Origin of the sequence: Mycobacterium persicum (assembly GCF_002086915.1) — a bacterium.
GTDB classification, from domain to species: domain Bacteria; phylum Actinomycetota; class Actinomycetes; order Mycobacteriales; family Mycobacteriaceae; genus Mycobacterium; species Mycobacterium persicum.
In genome coordinates, this window is record NZ_MWQA01000001.1 from 926,166 (window position 1) to 943,997 (window position 17,832).

Below are 17,832 nucleotides of genomic sequence, written 5' to 3' on the forward strand. Positions count from 1 at the left end.
GCTTTTCGCCGGGCGTAACGCCACGGCGAAAAATCGCGCTGCTCGATATCGCTCTGGCGTTACGCTCACGCTGCGCGTCAGGCCGGCTCCCCCTAACCGGCGTCGAGAACCGGTCCGCCGGCAGCCGATGCCCCCCTGGCGACCACGATCGGCATCGACGTTGCGGCGTCGGTGCGCAGGATGGTGTGCACCACATTGACCAGATCCTCGACCGGCATTAACTTGCCCGGCATAGTGCCGGCGGACAGCCACAATGGATAGGCCTTCCTGGCAAGATCGCCGTCCCAGCCGATGTTCATTCCGGTCCGTGCATCGCCCTCGCCGCCGGCGCACTCGCCCACGATGAGGCAGGTGAACCCGATACCGGGGTGCTCGGCTCGCCATGCCTCGACGAGCCGTTGAAGAGCCGCCTTGCTGACCCCGTACGCGCCGAGCCCGGGCCACGGCGGTGTGTAACCACCCGTGTCGGATGACAAGTAGACCGCCTTGCCCGAGGCGGCGGCCAAGTGTGGCACCGCTGCCGCGGTCGCCACCGCCGCACCAATGACGTTGGTGTCGAAGACTTGCCGCCAGGTGTCGGCATCGGTATCGACCAGGCGGACCAGTGGACTGATGGCCGGGGCGTAGACGAGGTTGTCGATGCCGCCGAGCGCCTCGGCGGCCGCGGCGATAGCCGATCGGCACGACGCCTCGTCGGTGACGTCGCATTCCAGGGCAATGGCACCGGGGCCGGCTTCGTTGGCAGCGGCCTGGGTTCGCTCGAGCCGCCGCGCGAGCAGCGCGACGTCGTCGCCGCGCTGCGCAAGTCCGATGCCGATACAGCGCCCCAGGCCGCTCGAATCGAGGCGCCGATGACCACCGTTTTCGACATAGCCGCCTCCTACCCCAAGCGTTGACCATGTGCGACGAGTCCCGCCAAAGCCACAGCGTATCGGGTCGCCGAAACTGTGTTATTGCAGACAAAGTGCGAGTACGGGCCTGCGAAATTACAGGCTCGGCGAGACGGCTGGTCGGGCAGCCGATCCGAAACGCTACTGCCCGGCAATGCCGGCGACAGCGGACTGGCTCGGCAATTCGTTCGCGGCTTGCAGCACCACCGCGCTGCGCGCATCGACGGTGAGCGTTGCCGCGGCGGGCAATTCGTCGCAGGGCGCCAGCCGCCGGGCACCGGTGTAGATCACCGTGCGCCACCTCTCGCCGAATTTGGCTGGTGGCAAGGTGAATTCGATCGGCTCGTGGTGGGCGTTGAAGCACAGGACGAACGAGTCGTCGAGCACCCGCTGACCCCGTAGGTCGCGGTCGGGGATGCCGTGGCCGTTGAGGAACACCGCGATGGATTTCGCGTAGCTCGCGCCCCAGTCCTCCTCGGTCATCTCCGATCCGTCGGCGGCGAACCAGGCGATGTCGGGCACACCGTCCTCGCCGCGACGGCCCACCGGCTTGCCGGAAAAAAACCGGCGCCTGCGAAATACCGGATGGTTGGCCCGCAGCGCCGACACCGCGCGGGTGAAATCCAGCAGGCCGGTGTCGGCCTCGGCCCAATTGACCCAGGTGATTTCGTTGTCCTGGCAGTAGCCGTTGTTGTTCCCGTTCTGGGTGCGTCCGAGTTCGTCGCCGTGGCAGATCATCGGCACGCCCTGGGACAGCAGCAAGGTGGTGAGGAAGTTGCGCTGCTGGCGGCTTCGCAGCTCGTTGACGCCGGGATCGTCGGTCGGTCCCTCCACGCCGCAGTTCCACGAGCGGTTGTAGCTCTCGCCGTCGTTGTTGTCCTCGCCGTTGGCCTCGTTGTGCTTGTCGTTGTAGGAGACCAGGTCGCGCAGCGTGAACCCGTCGTGGGCGGTGACGAAGTTGATCGAGGCCACCGGCCGGCGCGCGGTGTGCTCGTAGAGATCGGCAGATCCGGACAGTCGGTAAGCGAACTCGTCGAGGGTGGCGGGCTCACCGCGCCAAAAGTCGCGGACGGTGTCGCGGAATTTTCCGTTCCACTCCGTCCACTGCGGCGGGAAATTGCCCACCTGGTAGCCGCCGGGTCCGACATCCCAGGGCTCGGCGATGAGTTTGACCTGGCTCACCGTCGGATCCTGTTGGACGAGTTCGAAAAACGTTGCCAGCCGGTCGACTTCGTAGAACTCCCGGGCCAGCGTCGCGGCCAGGTCGAACCGGAAGCCGTCGACGTGCATCTCGGTCACCCAGTAGCGCAACGAATCCATGATCAGCTGCAGCGAGTGCGGATGACCGACGTTGAGGCTGTTGCCGGTGCCGGTGTGGTCGAGGTAGTAGCGCTTGTCGTCGTCGACCAGCCGGTAGTAGGCGGCGTTGTCGATTCCGCGCATCGACAGCGTCGGGCCCAGGTGGTTGCCCTCGGCGGTGTGGTTGTAGACCACATCGAGGATCACCTCGATGCCCGCCTCGTGCAGGGTGCGCACCATCGCCTTGAACTCCTGCACCTGCCCACCTGCCGACGTGGCGCTGGAATACTTCGGGTCGGGCGCAAAGAACGAAATGGTGTTGTAGCCCCAGTAATTCGAGAGCCCCTTCTCGACCAGGGTGGAGTCGTTGGCGAAGTGGTGCACCGGCATCAGCTCGATCGCGGTGACACCGATGCTGGTGAGGTGCTCGACGATCGCCGGGTGGGCCACCGCGGCGTAGGTGCCGCGTAGGTGCTCCGGGATGTCCGGGTGCGTTTGCGTCAGGCCTTTGACGTGAGCCTCGTAGATGACGGTGTCGGCGTAGTGGTGATTCGGCGGGCGGTCGGTGCCCCAGTCGAAGTAGGGGTTGATCACCACGGCTTTGGGCATACTGGCCGCCGAGTCGTCCTCATTGCGGCTCTCCGGGTCGCCGAAGGTGTAACCGAACAGCGACTGGTTCCAGTCGAAAATGCCGTCGATGGCCTTCGAATACGGGTCCAGCAGCAACTTACTCGGATTGCACCGGTGCCCGGCGCGGGGGTTGTAGGGACCGTGGACCCGATACCCATAGCGCTGGCCGGGTTCGATGGTCGGCAGGTAGGCGTGCCAGACAAAGGCGTCGACCTCGGGCAGGGTGATCCGGGTCTCGGTGCCGTCGGCGTCGAACAGGCACAGCTCGACCCGCTGGGCGACCTCGCTGAACAGCGCGAAATTCGTGCCGGCGCCGTCGTACGTCGCGCCCAGCGGGTAGGCCCGGCCGGGCCAAACCTCGAGAGTGGGCGTGGGGGCGACGACGGGAGCGCTGGTCATGGCGCAGTTGATACCCCGTCGGTGCCGCGGCCAAACCCGGCCCAGGTTATCCCCGTCGGCTTCGGTCGACGTCAGCCGGATACGAAACGCCTTGCGGGGGAAGCGATTTCGCGGAGCACCGAGCTGACTCGGCTGGCGGCGCGCACTGCGGCGCCCGTAGTCGGCGGTCACCGAGGTTGAACAAATCTAGAGATTTATCTACCCATTGCACAAATTCTCTGATATGTTCATCAGGTCGACCCACCGCCCCGGTGGCGACCTAGTCCAGACCCGCCGCCCCGGCGGCGACCTAGTCCAGAAGGGAAACATCATGGGGACCACCGCAATGGGAGCAGTAATAGCGTCTCCGGTCGAACGATGGCGAGACCGTAAGCGACACCTGTGGCTGGTGGGACTCGTCCTGCCCACGGCGTTGCCGGTGAGCGTCGCGGTTGCCTGGGCATTCGGCAAACTCGGCTGGAACGCCGCCACTCCGGTGTTGTGGTGGGTAGGGCCACTGCTGCTCTACGTCCTGTTGCCCATCCTGGACCTGTTCTTCGGCCCCGATGGCCAAAACCCGCCCGACGAGGTGATGGAGCGACTCGAGAACGACAAGTACTACCGCTACTGCACCTACGCGTTCATTCCGTTCCAGATGGTCAGCCTGGTGCTGGCGTGCTACCTGTGGACGGCCGACGACCTGAGCTGGCTCGGCATCAGCGGCGGCCTCGGCCTGATCTCCAAGATCGGCCTGACGCTGACCATCGGCGTCGTCGGCGGGGTGGGCATCAACACCGCCCACGAGTTGGGGCACAAGCGCGAGAACCTCGAGCGATGGCTGTCCAAGATCACCCTCGCCCAGACGGTGTACGGACACTTCTACATCGAGCACAACCGCGGCCATCACGTGCGGGTGGCCACCCCGGAGGACCCGGCCAGCGCGCGATTCGCGGAAAGCTTCTGGATGTTCTTGCCGCGCAGCATGTTCGGCTCACTGAAGTCGGCCTGGGAACTGGAAAAGACCCGCATGCAGCGGATCAACCAGCCCAGCTGGAGCCTGCGCAACGACGTGCTCAACGCCTGGGTCATGTCGATCGTCCTGTTCGGCGGGCTGACCGCCGTATTCGGGTGGCAGGTGCTGCCGTTCCTGATCATCCAGGCGTTCTACGGCGCGTCGCTGCTGGAATCGGTCAACTACCTCGAACACTACGGTCTGCTACGGCAACGAACCGCTTCCGGGCGCTACGAACGGTGCGCGCCGGTGCACAGCTGGAACTCCGACCACATCGTCACCAACATCTTCCTCTACCACCTGCAGCGGCACAGCGATCATCACGCCAATCCCCTGCGCCGCTATCAGACGCTGCGCAGCATGGCCGGCGCCCCCAACCTGCCCAGCGGGTACGCCACCCTGATCACCCTGACCTACCTCCCACCGCTGTGGCGAAAGGTGATGGACCACCGCGTAATCGAGCACTACGGCGGTGACATCACCAAGGTGAACATCGATCCGCGCAAGCGTGACAAAGTCCTGGCCCGCTACGGAATCCGGTGATGGCCGCCGTCCATGCGCGGGCTCGGCCCGCGGGTACCGAACCCGGCCCCGCGGGCACGACGCCCAAAGCACGGTCGATGCGCACTAATCTCAGCCTCATGGTCGAGACCGAGCCATCGCGAAACCGCAACCCGTATCAGAGCACCGCGTTGAGCCTGATGCACAACGGGGTGCTCGACGCGCTGCACGGCCTACTGCTCCAACGGAAGTGGTCGTCGATCACGATGGCCGACGTGGCATCGGCGGCCGGCGTCAGCAGGGGAACCATCTACAACGAGTTCCAGTCACGACGCGGCCTGGCGCGTAGCTATGCCCTTCGGCTGACGGACACCATCGTCACCGGAATGCGAACGGCTATAGACGAACACCACGGCGACGGCTACGGCGCCATGCGGACGGTCTTTCGCGACTTCTTCGACCGCGTCGACCATGATCCCCTTGTCCAAGTATTGCGAACCGAAGACGCACCCAACGACATTCTCCGATTGATCACGGTCGAGAGCCAGTTCCTGGTCGACCATGCCTCGGGCCAGCTGTCGCAGACCTTCCAGCACAGCTGGGTCAACGCCGACGAATACGACGCGACGGTGATGGGCCAGGCCGTGGTCCGGGCCGCCCTGAGCTTTCTCGCGCTGCCCCCGGCCGACGCCGACGAAGCCGCGCGGGGCATGGCGCGCCTGCTCACGCCGTTCGTCGAAGCGATCGGTGGCCAGCGCATGTCTGAAACCGACCGGCATTGACCATTGCACCCGGGACCGAAACACGTTGTCAGGCAGGCGTTACCCGTTCAATCTCCGACGCGGATCATCAACCGGCTTGTTACCGGATGGCATCCGGTGGCGACGATATTGACTGCTAATTCCTGCACGATCCCCTTGACGACCACGGTGGGCGTGCCCACGAACGCCAGTGAACCGCACGAAACGTGCAACGTTCCCTGGTAGCTGGTTCCGTTCCAGTGCACCACCCCCGAACCGCCTGGGGTGACAATCGTCGCGTCGCAACCAGGGCAATCGGAACGCACCGGTTGGGTCCATGGCCCGTTGTCGAACTTGTAGGTGCCGCTGAAGAGCGGCCCCGGTTGGGCGGCCGGGAAGGTAGGTGCGGCGGGCGGGGGAACGGGTTGGTTACGGGGGATGTCGTTGGTGGCGGTGGTTCCGGCCGGACGGTCGAACGCTTGGCCGGTCACGACGTCGACGAGGACGAAGGTAGTAATGGTTGAGGCGCTGGGTTGGACGGCCGCCAGGGCTTCGGAGTCGTAGCCTGGCCAGGCTGTGCCGAGGGGTTGGGCATCGCCTGATAGCGAGATCGGCGCGGTGAGGGGGTTGCCGCAGTAGCAGCGGGCGCGCGGGACTCCGTGGGCGTCGACGAATGCGGCTGTGCCGGTTTGCAAGACAGATTGCAGGGTGGTGGGGCGGCTTCCGTCGAATCCGTGGTTGGTGACGCGGGTGTCTAGGCGCAGTAGTACCGGGGTGAGTTCGCGCAAATACGTGGGGATGTCGGCGGGGGTGAGGGGGTGACCGCCGCTCCAGAACAGGCTCGGATCGCTATTGAGCGCTTCCACGAAGGCCCCTGCCTGAGCGGGGTGGCTGCTCAGGAAGGTGATCATTTTGTCGCGGTCGCATTCGGCGTTGTTGAGCGTGCCGCCGTAGAGGCCGTCGCGGTCGCCGGGCAGTGGCTGGGTGGCTATGGGGGTGCCGCCGTTGTGTGGTTGCAGAGAGGGTGGGGATTGGGTGTTGGTCGGCGGCGGCGCGGCCGCGGGGGGCATGAACGGGTTCGCGCCGGGATCGGTGGCTGCGGTGAGTACGAGTTCTCCGCGGGTCTGCTTGGCGGACAAGACGTTACGCAGTAACACCGCACCGCCACCCGCGGCTGCGACAAGCAGGACAACGAGGGCTGCGATCAGCCGGTTGTGTCTTACCCGGATGTTTTGTTGCGGGGTCGGGTCGTGCCGCGGTGCCTGCGGGCGTGGGCGGGTAGGGTCGACTGCCGCTGCGACGGTCGCGTCGGCGGGGGCGGAGTCGAGAGCGTGCTGTGCGTCGGCGGCCAGTGCGCCGCAGGTGGGGTACCGCTGGGTGCGGTCTTTGGCGAGGGCGCGCTGGATGACCTCATCCATAGCCTCGGGTATGCCGGTTTGCGGTGCGGCGGGGCTGTGGCTGGGACGGGGCGCGGGCAGCTGCAGGTGTGCGTGCATCAACTGTTCGGGAGTATGGCCTGGATAGGGTGTGGACCCGGTCAGCAGGTGGTAGAGGGTGCAGCCCAGCGCGTACTGATCGGCGCGGGCATCCAGGGTGATCGAGGGGTCGAATTGTTCCGGGGCGGCGTATTGCAGGCTGCCGTGGAACATGCCCGTCACGGTGAGCCCGGTGCGGTCATCGAGGGCTTTGGCGATGCCGAAGTCGGCGAGCAACACTCGTTCGGGCTCGCCTGCCGCAGGCCGGGTGAGCATGATGTTGGCGGGTTTGACGTCGCGGTGCAGCACGGCGGCGGCGTGGGCGAAGTCCAGTGCCTTGGCGGTCTCGGCGATGATCCGTACGGCCCGAGCGACCGGCAGGGGGCCGTCGCGCAGCGCCGCCGCGGCGTCGGAGCCGTCGATGTATTGCATCGCGATCCACAACTGCCCGTCCTGATCACCGCGGTCGTAAACGGCGACGATATTGGGATGGTCCAGGCGTGCGACGTGGTCGGCTTCGCGCAAGAAACGGGCACGCACATGGTCGTCGTCGCTCATGTGGCGCATCGGTAGCTTCAACGCGACCAGTTTCGGCAGATTGGGGTGGTGAGCCAGGTAGACCGCGCCCATTCCGCCTACGCCGAGCAGTCGCTCAATCCGATAGCCGGCGAAGACCTGACCCGGCCGCAACCGGTCTTGTGCCATGACCACCGCCTTGCCATGGGATGATTGCCCGCACCCATGGTCGCACCGAATCGAACGTGCCGACCTCAGTACGGTGGGAAACATGAAATATCTCGACGGCGACGGAATGGGAAAAGTTAGCCGTATCGGCGGCTCGGCAAAAGCGAACGGATCCTCGGCGAAGCACTCGGCGACCGCCGCGGCGAGGTCGCGGTGGCCAGCAAGATCTTCCCGGTCGCGCCGTTTCCCGCCGTCGTCAACCAGCGCGCGCAGGCCAGCGCCCGGCGGCTGCAGCTCGACCGCATCCCGCTCTACCAGGTTCACCAGCCCAATCCGGTGGTCCCCGATTCGGTGATCATGCCCGGAATGCGCGAGCTTCTCGACGGCGGCAAGATCGGCGCGGCCGGCGTGTCCAACTACTCGCTGGCCCGATGGCGCAAGGCCGACGCCGCGCTTGGCCGCCCGGTCGTCAGCAACCAGGTGCATTTCTCCCTTGCCCACCCGGGCGCGCTCGACGACCTGGTTCCGTTCGCCGAGCGGGAGAACCGCGGCGTCATCGCCTACAGCCCGCTGGCGCCGTCGCCGGCTAAAACTAAATCGTGCGGGTCAGCCGGCTGGCGAGTAGCTCCGCGAACCGCGCCGGATCCTCTGGCGTTCCGCCTTCGGCCAAAAGTGCTGTGCCGTAAAGTAATTCCGCGGTCTCCGGCAACGAGGGATCGTCACCGCGGTCTTGGTGTGCTTGACGCAGGCCGGTCACCAGCGGGTGATCGGGGTTGAGCTCCAAGATCCGCTTGCCGACCGGAACTTCCTGACCCGATGCCCGGTAGATGCGGGCCAGCGCCGGGGTGATCCCGAAGGCGTCGGTGATCAGGCAGGCCGGCGACTCAGTCAGCCGCGTCGACAACCGCACTTCCTTGACGTGTTCGCTCAAGGTCTCCTTCAGCCAGGTGAGCAGGTCGGCGAACTCCTTCTGCTGCTCCTCGCGCTCGGCCTCGCTCTGGTCCTCGGCGGAGTCCAGGTCCACCTCGCCTTTGGCGACCGACTGCAGCGGCTTGCCGTCGAACTCGCTGACCACCCCGACCCACACTTCGTCGACCGGGTCGGTGAGCAGCAGCACCTCGTAGCCCTTGGCTTTGAACGCCTCGAGATGCGGGGACCTCAGGATCTGCTGACGCGACTCCCCGGTGGCGTAGAAAATCTGCTCCTGGCCCTCCTTCATGCGCGACACGTACTCGGCCAGCGTGGTGGCTTCCTCCTCGCTGTGGGTCGAGGCGAAGGATGAGATCTGCAGCAGGGTTTCCCGGTTGTCGAAGTCCGACAGCAGACCCTCCTTGACGACCTTGCCGAACTGGGTCCAGAAGGTGCGATAGTCCTCCGGGCGCTCGCCCTGCAGGTCCTTGATGGTGGCCAGGACCTTCTTGGTCAGGCGGCGGCGGATGGCCTTGATCTGGCGATCCTGCTGCAGGATTTCTCGGGACACGTTGAGCGACATGTCCTGTGCGTCGACCACACCCTTGACGAAGCGCAGGTATTCGGGCATGAGCTGGTCGCAGTCGCCCATGATGAACACGCGCTTGACGTAGAGCTGGATTCCGAAGCTGGCATCCCGGTTGAACAGGTCGAACGGGGCGTGCTTGGGGATGAACAGCAGGGCTTGGTACTCGAAGGTGCCCTCGGCCTTCATCGCGATGACTTCCAGCGGGTCGTCCCAGGCGTGTGCGATGTGCTTGTAGAACTCCTGGTACTCCTCGGCGGAGACCTCTTCTTTGGGCCTGGCCCAAAGTGCCTTCATCGAGTTGAGGGTCTCGGTTTCGACGCCGACGGTCTCTTCGCCACCTTCGTCGTCGGGGGCGGGTGGGGTGCGCTTCTCGACCTCCATCCGGATGGGCCACGCGATGAAGTCGGAGTATTTCTTGACCAGGCTCCTGATCTTCCACTCCGAGGTGTAGTCGAACAGGTCGTTCTCGGCGTCTTCGGGCTTGAGGTGCAACGTGACCGACGTTCCCTGCGCAGCCCCGGCGGCTGCTGCGTCGACGGATTCGATGGTGTAGGTGCCGTCGCCGCTGGATTCCCACCGGGTGGCCTCGCTCTCGCCGGCCTTGCGGGTGAGCAGTTCAACTTTGTCGGCCACCATGAAGGACGAGTAGAACCCGATGCCGAACTGACCGATCAACTCCTCGGAGGCGGCGTCGTTCTTGAGGTTCTTGGCCTCCCTGAGTTGCTGTCGGAGCTCGGCGGTGCCCGACTTGGCCAGCGTGCCGATCAGGTCGACGACCTCGGCGCGCGTCATTCCGATGCCGTTGTCGCGAACGGTAAGAGTCCTTGCACCTTTGTCCACTTCGAGCTGGATGTGCAGATCGGAGGTGTCGGCGTTCAGTTCCTTGTTGCGTAAGGCTTCGATCCGCAGCTTGTCCAGCGCATCGGACGCATTAGAGATCAACTCCCGCAGGAACGAATCCTTGTTGGAGTACACCGAATGGACCATCAGATCCAGCAGTTGCCGGGCCTCCGCCTGAAACTCCAGCTGCTCGACATGCGCGTTCATGACATTCCTTCCGACGAGATCGCGTCTCGAATTTAGCGAGCCGCCAGCCGGCCGTGGGCTGGGGGTGTGCACCAACCCCTCGAAAGCGGGTGGCGATGCCGTTGTTCGCGCCGAGTTCCAGCGCAGTCGCACACCCGGTTTACTACCGGGTGTCGATGGCATCGCGATTCGGTGAGAAACTTGCCTGATCACAGGCCGCCTGAACCTTGTCATGTCGCTGATTAGGGCCGGGCCGGCCGATCAGTATGACCTCGCCCTCACGCAGCTGACATGACCGGATTCGCCTGTGAGCTGCCGGGTTTCGATGTCAGTAAAGCCGACCTGTCTCAGCATCCGGGCAAGGTCGTTGGCTCGGTACAGGCGATAGACGCCCAAGTCGAACCGACGGGGCGCGGCCGAGTCGCCGTCGCGGAAGGCGAGCACCACGCGCCCGCGGGGGCGCAGAACTCGAGCGATCTCGGCGAGTGTCGTGTCCGGCTGGGACCAGAAGTACACCGTGTGTACACCAACAACGGCGTCAACACAGCTAGTCGGTAGCGGCAGCGTGATCCCGTTTCCCCGCACCAGCTCGACGCGGCCTTCCTGGATCGCCTGGGCGTTGCGGCGACGAGCGGCGGTGAGCATGGTCCCCGAGACTTCGATACCGATGACCTTGGCGGCCCGTTGCGAAAGCAACTGAACAGTGCGCCCTGGTCCGAACCCAATCTCTAGGACGTGCTCGTGAACTTGCGGCGCGAGCAGGTCGATAGCGGCGGCGTTGACCGCTTTGGTCTCACTGACCCAGATGCGGCCCAGTAGACGCCCAAGCACGCCATGGGGTGCGGCGGCTTGCCGCGATAACACACCGGCGATCCAGCTGGCGGAATGAGTGGTGTTGTGAGCCATGCGCACTCCCGCGAAATAGGCGAGAACAGTACCAACCAGGGACATGCCGAACCCGACGCCGACAGCACCAAACGCTGCGATCCCCGCGGCGGGCAACACGAACCCGTATCCGATGACAGCGGTCGGCACCAAATGAGCGGCCAACGGAGCGAGCAGTGGGACGCTACGCATCGGGACGCCCCAGCAAGCCTCGAGTCAAAAGCCCAGCCAACGTGCCCGCAATGATGTCGTCGTCGGGCCACTGCACACCCGCCGGCGCCGGGTCCCACGGCATGTGTACCGCCCACAGCACGCAGGTCTCCACGATGGTGCGAGCGACAACGTCCACTGGCCCAGGCAGGTGCAGCGCACGACGCCGGAGAAGTTCGGTCAGCGCGCTGACCTGTCCTTTGCGGCCCTGGACAAACCAGACCGCGGCGAGTTCCGGCAGTTCCGGGGCACATCGATCCACGACCTTGACGCTGATCCGGTGGCGAGCAAGGCGCCGGTAGAGGTCGCCGATTATCTCGGCGACTTCTTGCTCGACGGGGCAGGTCGGCTGCTCGCTAGACAGGGCCTGCACCAGCCGCAGTTCGGCGACTTCCCGGCCTAGTCGTGTTGCTACCAGCCCCGCCAGCGCGCCATCACCCGGCGTGTGGATCGGAAAGTCGCCTTCGCTGGGCGCCGGCTCGATGCCATCTGCATAGCGCAGCACCGCGCCAAGCAGCGCGGCTTTTCCTTCCACATAGCCGTATAACGTCCCTTTCGCCACTCCCACAACGTCGGCTACGTCTTGCATCTGGGTGCTCCGGTAGCCATTGGCGACGAATGTGTCAGCCGCCGCTGAGATCAGCCGTGAGAACCGGTCGGCCGGCCGGGCGCGCACCATGGTCCGAGTGTAAATTGACTGACTTAGTCAGTCAACAGCGCTCGACGTCGAATCATCCCTGCATCCGACGGGCGACCTCGCCGTATCGCTCGAAGCGCTCCCGATCGCCTCGGGCGTTGTAGAAGACGAGGCGGTCGGTGACCGCGGCGTACTTGTCGGCCAGCGCGTCCGCCAACCCGTCCCAGGTCGACTCCGTGGCGAAGACCGCAATGTGCTCATCGGTGATCTGGCCGGCCATACCGGCGAAGTCACCGGCCTTCTGTTTCTCCCGGATCCGGGCGGTCGTGCCCTCGAATCCCGCTTCGTCGAAGATGAACGCATAGTTGGGTGTGCTGGCGTAGAAGGCGATGCTGGCTCGCACGGCTTCTCGTTCCTTATCACGCTCTTCGTCGCTGTCGCCGACAATCGTCAGCACGGGCACGATCAACGCGACGTCGGACGGTGCGCGACCCGCTCTTGCCGCGCCTTGGGACACGTTGGGCACAACGTGGCGGGCGATGTAGCCAGGCTCGCCAATCGGATGGACGTGTACGCCGTCGGCCACTTCCCCCGCCATCCGCAGCATCCACGGATTCACCGCCGAGATATCGATTTGGGGATCGGGGGCGTCGATGGGGCCCGGGCTCCACTGCGGCGTGATGAAGTCGAGGTCATAGAACTCGCCGTGGTGATCGAGCCTCCCGGTGCGGAAAGCGGCGAAACACGCCTTGACGGCCAGCACGTAGTCGCGCAACCGCGGCCCAGGCCGGTCGAACGCCGTCCCGTAGCGGTGCACGACGTGACGGCGCACCTGGGTGCCCAGGCCGAGCCGGAACTTGCCGCCGGTTGCGTCCTGAAGCTCCCACGCGGTGGCCGCAGTGACGAAGGGGCTCCGCGGGAAGGCCACCGCGACGCCGGTGGACAAGTCGAGGCCGGGAGCCGCCTGCGAGGCCACGGCGGCACTGAGATAGGCGGTGCGGCCCGCCTCGGTGAACACCAGGCCGGAGAATCCGGCCGCCTGGGCCTGCCGGGCCACTTCGCCCACCTCGCCTAATGGCTCGGGAAACGTCATCGCGTCGATGTGCATGGCGGGAGCCTACGTGCACGCTCTGCGGTACGGCTGCAGACGGATCATCAGCCGCTGCCGATCGACGGGCCGCGGCGGGATCGACGTTTCGGTTTGGCCGATTGGCGCCGTGGCGCGATAGTAGCGTTAGCGCGATGCGAGAACGTAGGTGCACGTTTGACTGAGGCTGTCGACTTCCGGCGGTTGTTCGAGTCGGCTCCGGGCCTGTTCTTGGTACTGGACCCTGACTTGAGGATCGTTGCCGTCACCGACGCTTACCTGCAGGCGACGATGACCGAGCGAACGCGGATTCTGGGGCACGTCATCTTCGAGACCTTTCCGGACAACCCCGATGACCCCAATGCCGAAGGAGTCCGCAACCTGCGGGTGTCGCTGGACCGGGTCGTACGCGATCGCGTCCCCGACGCGATGCCGGTGCAGCGTTACGACATTCGGCGCCCGGACGGGGACTTCGAGGAACGCTTCTGGAGCCCCACCAACTCACCGGTGCTGGACTCGGCCGGTGAGTTGCGCTACGTCATTCACCGCGTGGAGGACGTCACCGAGTTCGTCCGCCTGCAAGCATCCGACGCGGCGCAGCAGCAGGAGACGGCCGCGCTGCGCGCCACCACCCACCAGATGGAGCAGGAGGTCTTCGCGCGCGCCTACGAGGTGGCCGAGACAAGTCGAAAGCTCAAGGAGGCCAACGCCGAACTGGCCGATCTCTACGCACGGGCCAAGGAACTCGATGACCTGAAGAGCCAGTTCTTCGCCAACGTCAGCCACGAACTGCGGACTCCGCTGATGCTGATCCTGGAGCCCGCCCGCAGGCTGCTGGAATCGGCCGAACCACAGGAGCCCTCACGTGCCGATCTCGAGCTGATCGTCCGCAATGCCCGGTTGCTGCAACGGCACGTCAACAACCTGCTGGACGCTGCGCGGCTGGAAGCCGGTGCCGTCCAACCCAATTACGCGCACGTGGACGTCGCCGAGCATGTGCGACTGGGTGCCTCCCTGTTCGAATCGCTTGCCGTAGACCGTGACATCGAATTCAGCGTCAATGCAGACCAGCCCGTTACGGCGGAACTCGACCCCGAGCACTTGCACCAGATACTGGTGAATTTGTTGTCCAATGCTTTTAAATTCACCCGGCCCAGTGGCACCGTGCGGTGTTCGGTCTCGACGGATCCCGACCATCGAGTCATCATCGAGGTCGCCGACAGCGGCCCGGGAATTCCACACGAGCAGCGGGAGGCGGTCTTCGAAAGGTTCCACCAGGTCGAGGGCGGTCCCACGCGGGCGGTCGGTGGCACCGGGTTAGGACTGAGCATTGTCCGCGACCTGGTGGGATTGCACCGGGGCAGTGTCACGATCAGCGAAGCCCGCGAGGGTGGCGCGCTGGTAATCGTCGATCTTCCGCGACTCGCGCCCGCGGGTCTGCCGGTACAACCGGCCAGTCCCCGCGGCGACGAGCGCTCCAGCCCGGATCCCGCCGGCGCGATCGCCGAAATCACCGCGATCTCGACGACGTCAGCCCATGGTGAGCCCGATACCGCAGACTCCAAACCTGTCATCGTGGTCATCGAAGACAACGTCGACCTCAATGCCTTTGTGTGCCAGGCATTATCGCCGCACTATCGGGTCAAAGCGGCGTTCGACGGGCGGTCCGGATTAGAGCTGGCGCGCGCACACCGCCCGGACCTGATCGTGTGCGACATCATGATGCCACAGCTCAGCGGAGACGAACTGCTGCACCAGGTCCGCGCCGACCCGGTGCTGGCCAACACGCCGGTGCTGATCCTCACCGCCCGCGCCGACGACCAATCCAGGCTGGCATTGCTCCAAGCCGGCGCGAACGACTACCTGTCCAAGCCATTCCAGCTGGGCGAGCTGCGAGCGCGGGTGGACAACCTGGTGAATCTGCGCCTCGCCGAAGCACACACACGGACCTTACGAGTGGCGGCCGAGCGCGAACGCATCGCGCTGGAACTGCATCGCTCGGTGACTCAGCGGTTGTTTCTCATCAGCCTGCAACTCAGCGCAGTCTTGCCGCTGGCGCGAGTGCCGGCCGTCGCCGAACGCATCGGCGAGTCGGTCAGCGAACTCGACGCCGTCATCAACGACGTCCGCAACACCATCAACCAACTCGACATACCGACCGGCGACGAGACCAATTTTCGGCTACGCATGTCGGATCTACTCGGCGAAGTGGCCGAAGCTCTGGACGCCAGATTCCAGGTTTTCTTCACCGGCGCGCTGGACACCATCGACAGAGCCATCACGAGCGCGCTCTACGACGCGGTCCAGCAGCTGGTCACGGCGATTCTGCGGCATGCCATCGCCGACGAGATCGTCTTGCAGGCCACCTATGAGACCGACCTGGTGGTCACCGTGATCGAAAAATCCAGAACAGCCCCAAGTCCGACGGCGGCCACCGACCTAACGGCCCTACTCCCCCAGCAGCTTGCCGCGCGCGGCACACGACTGGAGATGACCACGCCGGACACCGGCGAGACGGCGTGGACCTGGACGGTGCCGATGGCTGTCACCCGGCCAGCGGACGACTGACCAGACCAGCATTTGCCGGTGCTGACGCCGTTGCGGCCGTCGTCCCGGGCATCGGCTCACCAAGTTGTTGGCGGAATACCGGGATATCAGTCACGGATAAGGATACGGTTTTGCCCCAACAGCGTGGACCAGAACTACGCGGCCAAAGCCGGGTAGGGACCGGGGCACACGAAAACTGGCTCATGTCGCATGTGAACCGGGCGGCGTCGAACAGTGCCCGCATCTCCGCCGGCGAGGCATTGTGCTGCGGCTTCCATCTGCCGGCCGAGGGTGCCTGTAGCAGCGGTTCACGCTGGATCCGGTCACTGAGAATTCCTGTGCCACAGGCGATATCAGCGATGTTTCGGGATCCGTGGGAGCGTAGTTGCGCAATCACCTCGTCGTGCGGCGGACGGTAAGACGGTACACCCATTGCTGCAACACCGGCAGGTTCGTAGGCCGGGGCCAGCAGGCTCCACATCCGGGTGACGACGCCATTGAGCCCGCGACGACGCGCTTGCGTCATGCGCTGAGTACGGAGGTGTAGTAAATGGTGTCGGCCACCGACACCGAGTCGTTGGTGTGGGGGATCGCCGCAAGGCCGTTGTCGGCCAGCAGTTGACTCATCCGGGTAGCAGCTGAGCACCAGCCCAGCTGGTTCAGATAGGCGCCGACATCGTTGCGTTCACCCTCGTAGCCCAGATCGGCGAATTCCAGGTCGAAGCCGTGTTGGCGCCATTTGGCGGTGGCCCGGCGCATCATCTCCCGAGCCTTGTCGAGGTCGAGCTGTGACATGTCCGGAACGGCCTCGCAGCCCAGCCGGCTGCCGTCGGCGCTGAGCGCAGTGATGTTGTCCAGCAGGCGATCCTGAGCAGCCGGCGGCAGGTAACCGAAGAGCCCCTCGGCGATCCACGCGGTCGGCCGACTTCTGTCAAAACCCGTGTGCAGCAAGGCTTTCGGCCAATCGTGGCGTAGATCGACGGCCACCGTGCGCAAATCTGCCGTCGGGGCGGCTCCCAGCCCGGCCAGGGTGGCGGTCTTGAACCCGATCACCTGCGGCTGGTCGATCTCGAACACCGTCATATCGGCCGGCCATGCCAACCGGTAGGCGCGCGCGTCCAAACCGGATGCCAGGATCACGGCCTGGCGGATCCCGGCCTGCGTCGCGTCGTGGAAGAACGAGTCGAAGAAGCGAGTCCGCGCCGCCATCGCATCGGGCATGTGCTCGAGCTTCCAAGCAGACTCGTCGTCATCGACGTCGGCGGCGACCAGGTCACCGGTGGCCCACCGGGTGAAGAAGTCCACGCCGACGGCACGGACCAGCGGTTCGGCAAACCGGTCATCGATCAAGGGGTGCGGGGCCTTGGTGGCTATTGCCCGGGCTGCCGCCACCATCGTGGCCGTCGCTCCCACGCTGGTTGCCAGGTCCCAGGTGTCGTTGTCTGTGCGTGGCATCTGCCTGCTCTCTTGTTCTCGGACCAGCTGATACTTAGATAGTATAACGAAGCGCGGCTGCACCCCCAGCGCGCGGCGGTCGGCGACAGCGGCGAAACCCGATCGGCTGCCCGATGGTGCCGATATTGTCGACGCCCCTCTTTGGCGGCGCAGCTGGTATTACGGTTCCCTCATGACGTTTCAGCCGCCGCCCTACCCGCCGCCTGCGCAGCCACCCGGGCCGGGCCCTTACCCACAACAACCCGGCTACTCCGGCGGCTACCCGCCGCAGCCCAGTCAGTACGGCCAGCCCTATGCGCCGCCTCCGCCGCCGCGAGGCACCAACGGCTTTGCGATCGCTTCGCTGATCTTCGGGGTCCTCGGCGGTGTCCTGCTGAGTGTCATCTTCGGCATCATCGCGCTCAAACAGATCAAGACTCGCGGTCAGGGGGGGCGCGGCATGGCAATCGCCGGTCTGGTGCTGTCCGCGCTGTGGACGTTACTCATCGGGGTCGTGATCATCGCTGCCGTCGTATCCAACGACGGCTCGGTGCGCGCAACCAGCCTCGCCGTCGGGGATTGCATCGAGTCGATCCCGGGTGACAATGCGCGGGTCGCCACGCTGCCGAAGGTGTCGTGCGCCAAACCACACGAGGGCGAGGTGTATGCGCAATTGCGGGTGACTGCACGTAGTTTCCCCGGCCAGTCCAGCCTGGAGAGCGACTATCGGGAGAGGTGCCTGTCGGCGTTCGCCGCTTATGCGCCCAATGCTGCAGACAGCGAGGACTTCGAAAGTTACGTGCTGTATCCCACCCAGGCGACCTGGAATCAGGGTGACCGCGACGTGGTGTGCATCGCCACCACCAAGGTGAAACGGACCGGGTCGATCAAGGGCTGAG

11 protein-coding genes and 3 pseudogenes are annotated in these 17,832 nt (G+C 65.3%); 5 read left to right on the forward strand and 9 right to left on the reverse strand.

Going from position 1 to position 17,832, the window contains the following annotated elements:
• Nucleotides 1–92: 92 nt before the first annotated feature.
• Nucleotides 93–871, reverse strand: a pseudogene (locus tag B4U45_RS04165) (SDR family oxidoreductase).
• Nucleotides 872–1,031: 160 nt separating this feature from the next.
• On the reverse strand, nt 1,032–3,218 hold the full coding sequence (glgX, locus tag B4U45_RS04170) for a glycogen debranching protein GlgX (protein ID WP_075545501.1): 2,187 nt from the start codon (nt 3,216–3,218) through the stop codon (nt 1,032–1,034).
• A 310-nt stretch (nt 3,219–3,528) separates the two neighbouring features.
• Here glgX and B4U45_RS04175 point away from each other — a divergent pair, with 310 nt between their 5' ends.
• Nucleotides 3,529–4,752: an alkane 1-monooxygenase gene (locus tag B4U45_RS04175; RefSeq protein ID WP_075545500.1), complete on the forward strand. Its 1,224-nt coding sequence runs from the start codon at nt 3,529–3,531 to the stop codon at nt 4,750–4,752.
• 98 nt (nt 4,753–4,850) lie between these two features.
• Entirely contained in the window at nt 4,851–5,492 is a 642-nt protein-coding gene (locus tag B4U45_RS04180) for a TetR/AcrR family transcriptional regulator (protein WP_241780147.1), read from the forward strand.
• A 47-nt stretch (nt 5,493–5,539) separates the two neighbouring features.
• Here B4U45_RS04180 and B4U45_RS04185 read toward each other — a convergent pair whose 3' ends face one another.
• Nucleotides 5,540–7,714 (reverse strand): serine/threonine-protein kinase, encoded by a 2,175-nt coding sequence (locus B4U45_RS04185; protein WP_306770971.1) that lies wholly within the window; start codon nt 7,712–7,714, stop codon nt 5,540–5,542.
• Between the two features lie 48 nt (nt 7,715–7,762).
• Here B4U45_RS04185 and B4U45_RS04190 point away from each other — a divergent pair.
• Nucleotides 7,763–8,185: pseudogene (locus B4U45_RS04190) on the forward strand (aldo/keto reductase); the annotation flags it as partial.
• A gap of 16 nt (nt 8,186–8,201) precedes the next feature.
• On the opposite strand, the gene htpG reads toward B4U45_RS04190, so the two are convergent.
• The 4 genes from htpG to B4U45_RS04210 form a co-directional block, all read right to left on the reverse strand.
• Complete coding sequence (htpG, locus tag B4U45_RS04195; protein WP_075545439.1) at nt 8,202–10,154, reverse strand: molecular chaperone HtpG; 1,953 nt, start codon at nt 10,152–10,154, stop codon at nt 8,202–8,204.
• 240 nt (nt 10,155–10,394) lie between these two features.
• A complete protein-coding gene (locus B4U45_RS04200) occupies nt 10,395–11,210 on the reverse strand; it encodes a methyltransferase domain-containing protein (RefSeq protein ID WP_082275221.1) in 816 nt (271 codons plus the stop codon).
• Nucleotides 11,203–11,907 (reverse strand): TetR/AcrR family transcriptional regulator, encoded by a 705-nt coding sequence (locus tag B4U45_RS04205; protein ID WP_075545438.1) that lies wholly within the window; start codon nt 11,905–11,907, stop codon nt 11,203–11,205. The genes B4U45_RS04200 and B4U45_RS04205 overlap by 8 nt, the downstream gene beginning before the upstream one ends.
• Before the next feature lie 52 nt (nt 11,908–11,959).
• Nucleotides 11,960–12,973 carry a TIGR03617 family F420-dependent LLM class oxidoreductase gene (locus B4U45_RS04210; RefSeq protein WP_075545437.1) on the reverse strand — a complete coding sequence of 338 codons (1,014 nt, stop codon included), beginning with the start codon at nt 12,971–12,973 and terminating at the stop codon, nt 11,960–11,962.
• Between the two features lie 156 nt (nt 12,974–13,129).
• Between B4U45_RS04210 and B4U45_RS04215 the strand changes: the two genes are divergently transcribed.
• Nucleotides 13,130–15,520, forward strand: coding sequence for an ATP-binding protein (locus tag B4U45_RS04215; protein ID WP_158006295.1), 2,391 nt, complete (start codon nt 13,130–13,132; stop codon nt 15,518–15,520).
• Nucleotides 15,521–15,665: 145 nt separating this feature from the next.
• Here B4U45_RS04215 and B4U45_RS28895 read toward each other — a convergent pair.
• Together B4U45_RS28895 and B4U45_RS04220 are read right to left on the reverse strand one after the other, a co-directional pair.
• Nucleotides 15,666–16,025, reverse strand: a pseudogene (locus tag B4U45_RS28895) (hypothetical protein); the annotation flags it as partial.
• The gene (locus B4U45_RS04220) at nt 16,022–16,954 is read right to left on the reverse strand and encodes an SAM-dependent methyltransferase (protein ID WP_083155027.1); all 933 of its coding nucleotides are present in this window, start codon (nt 16,952–16,954) and stop codon (nt 16,022–16,024) included. The gene B4U45_RS04220 and the pseudogene B4U45_RS28895, both read right to left, overlap by 4 nt.
• 172 nt (nt 16,955–17,126) lie before the next feature.
• Between B4U45_RS04220 and B4U45_RS04225 the strand changes: the two genes are divergently transcribed.
• Nucleotides 17,127–17,831, forward strand: coding sequence for a DUF4190 domain-containing protein (locus tag B4U45_RS04225; protein WP_082275219.1), 705 nt, complete (start codon nt 17,127–17,129; stop codon nt 17,829–17,831).
• Nucleotide 17,832 lies beyond the last annotated feature (1 nt).

Bases quoted from the DNA above. Each gene is read 5' to 3' on its own strand.
- glgX (WP_075545501.1), bottom strand. From the start codon at position 3,218: ATGACCAGCGCTCCCGTCGTCGCCCCCACGCCCACTCTCGAGGTTTGG.
- B4U45_RS04175 (WP_075545500.1), top strand. From the start codon at position 3,529: ATGGGGACCACCGCAATGGGAGCAGTAATAGCGTCTCCGGTCGAACGA.
- B4U45_RS04180 (WP_241780147.1), top strand. From the start codon at position 4,851: ATGGTCGAGACCGAGCCATCGCGAAACCGCAACCCGTATCAGAGCACC.
- B4U45_RS04185 (WP_306770971.1), bottom strand. From the start codon at position 7,714: ATGTTTCCCACCGTACTGAGGTCGGCACGTTCGATTCGGTGCGACCAT.
- htpG (WP_075545439.1), bottom strand. From the start codon at position 10,154: ATGAACGCGCATGTCGAGCAGCTGGAGTTTCAGGCGGAGGCCCGGCAA.
- B4U45_RS04200 (WP_082275221.1), bottom strand. From the start codon at position 11,210: ATGCGTAGCGTCCCACTGCTCGCTCCGTTGGCCGCTCATTTGGTGCCG.
- B4U45_RS04205 (WP_075545438.1), bottom strand. From the start codon at position 11,907: ATGGTGCGCGCCCGGCCGGCCGACCGGTTCTCACGGCTGATCTCAGCG.
- B4U45_RS04210 (WP_075545437.1), bottom strand. From the start codon at position 12,973: ATGCACATCGACGCGATGACGTTTCCCGAGCCATTAGGCGAGGTGGGC.
- B4U45_RS04220 (WP_083155027.1), bottom strand. From the start codon at position 16,954: ATGCCACGCACAGACAACGACACCTGGGACCTGGCAACCAGCGTGGGA.
- B4U45_RS04225 (WP_082275219.1), top strand. From the start codon at position 17,127: ATGACGTTTCAGCCGCCGCCCTACCCGCCGCCTGCGCAGCCACCCGGG.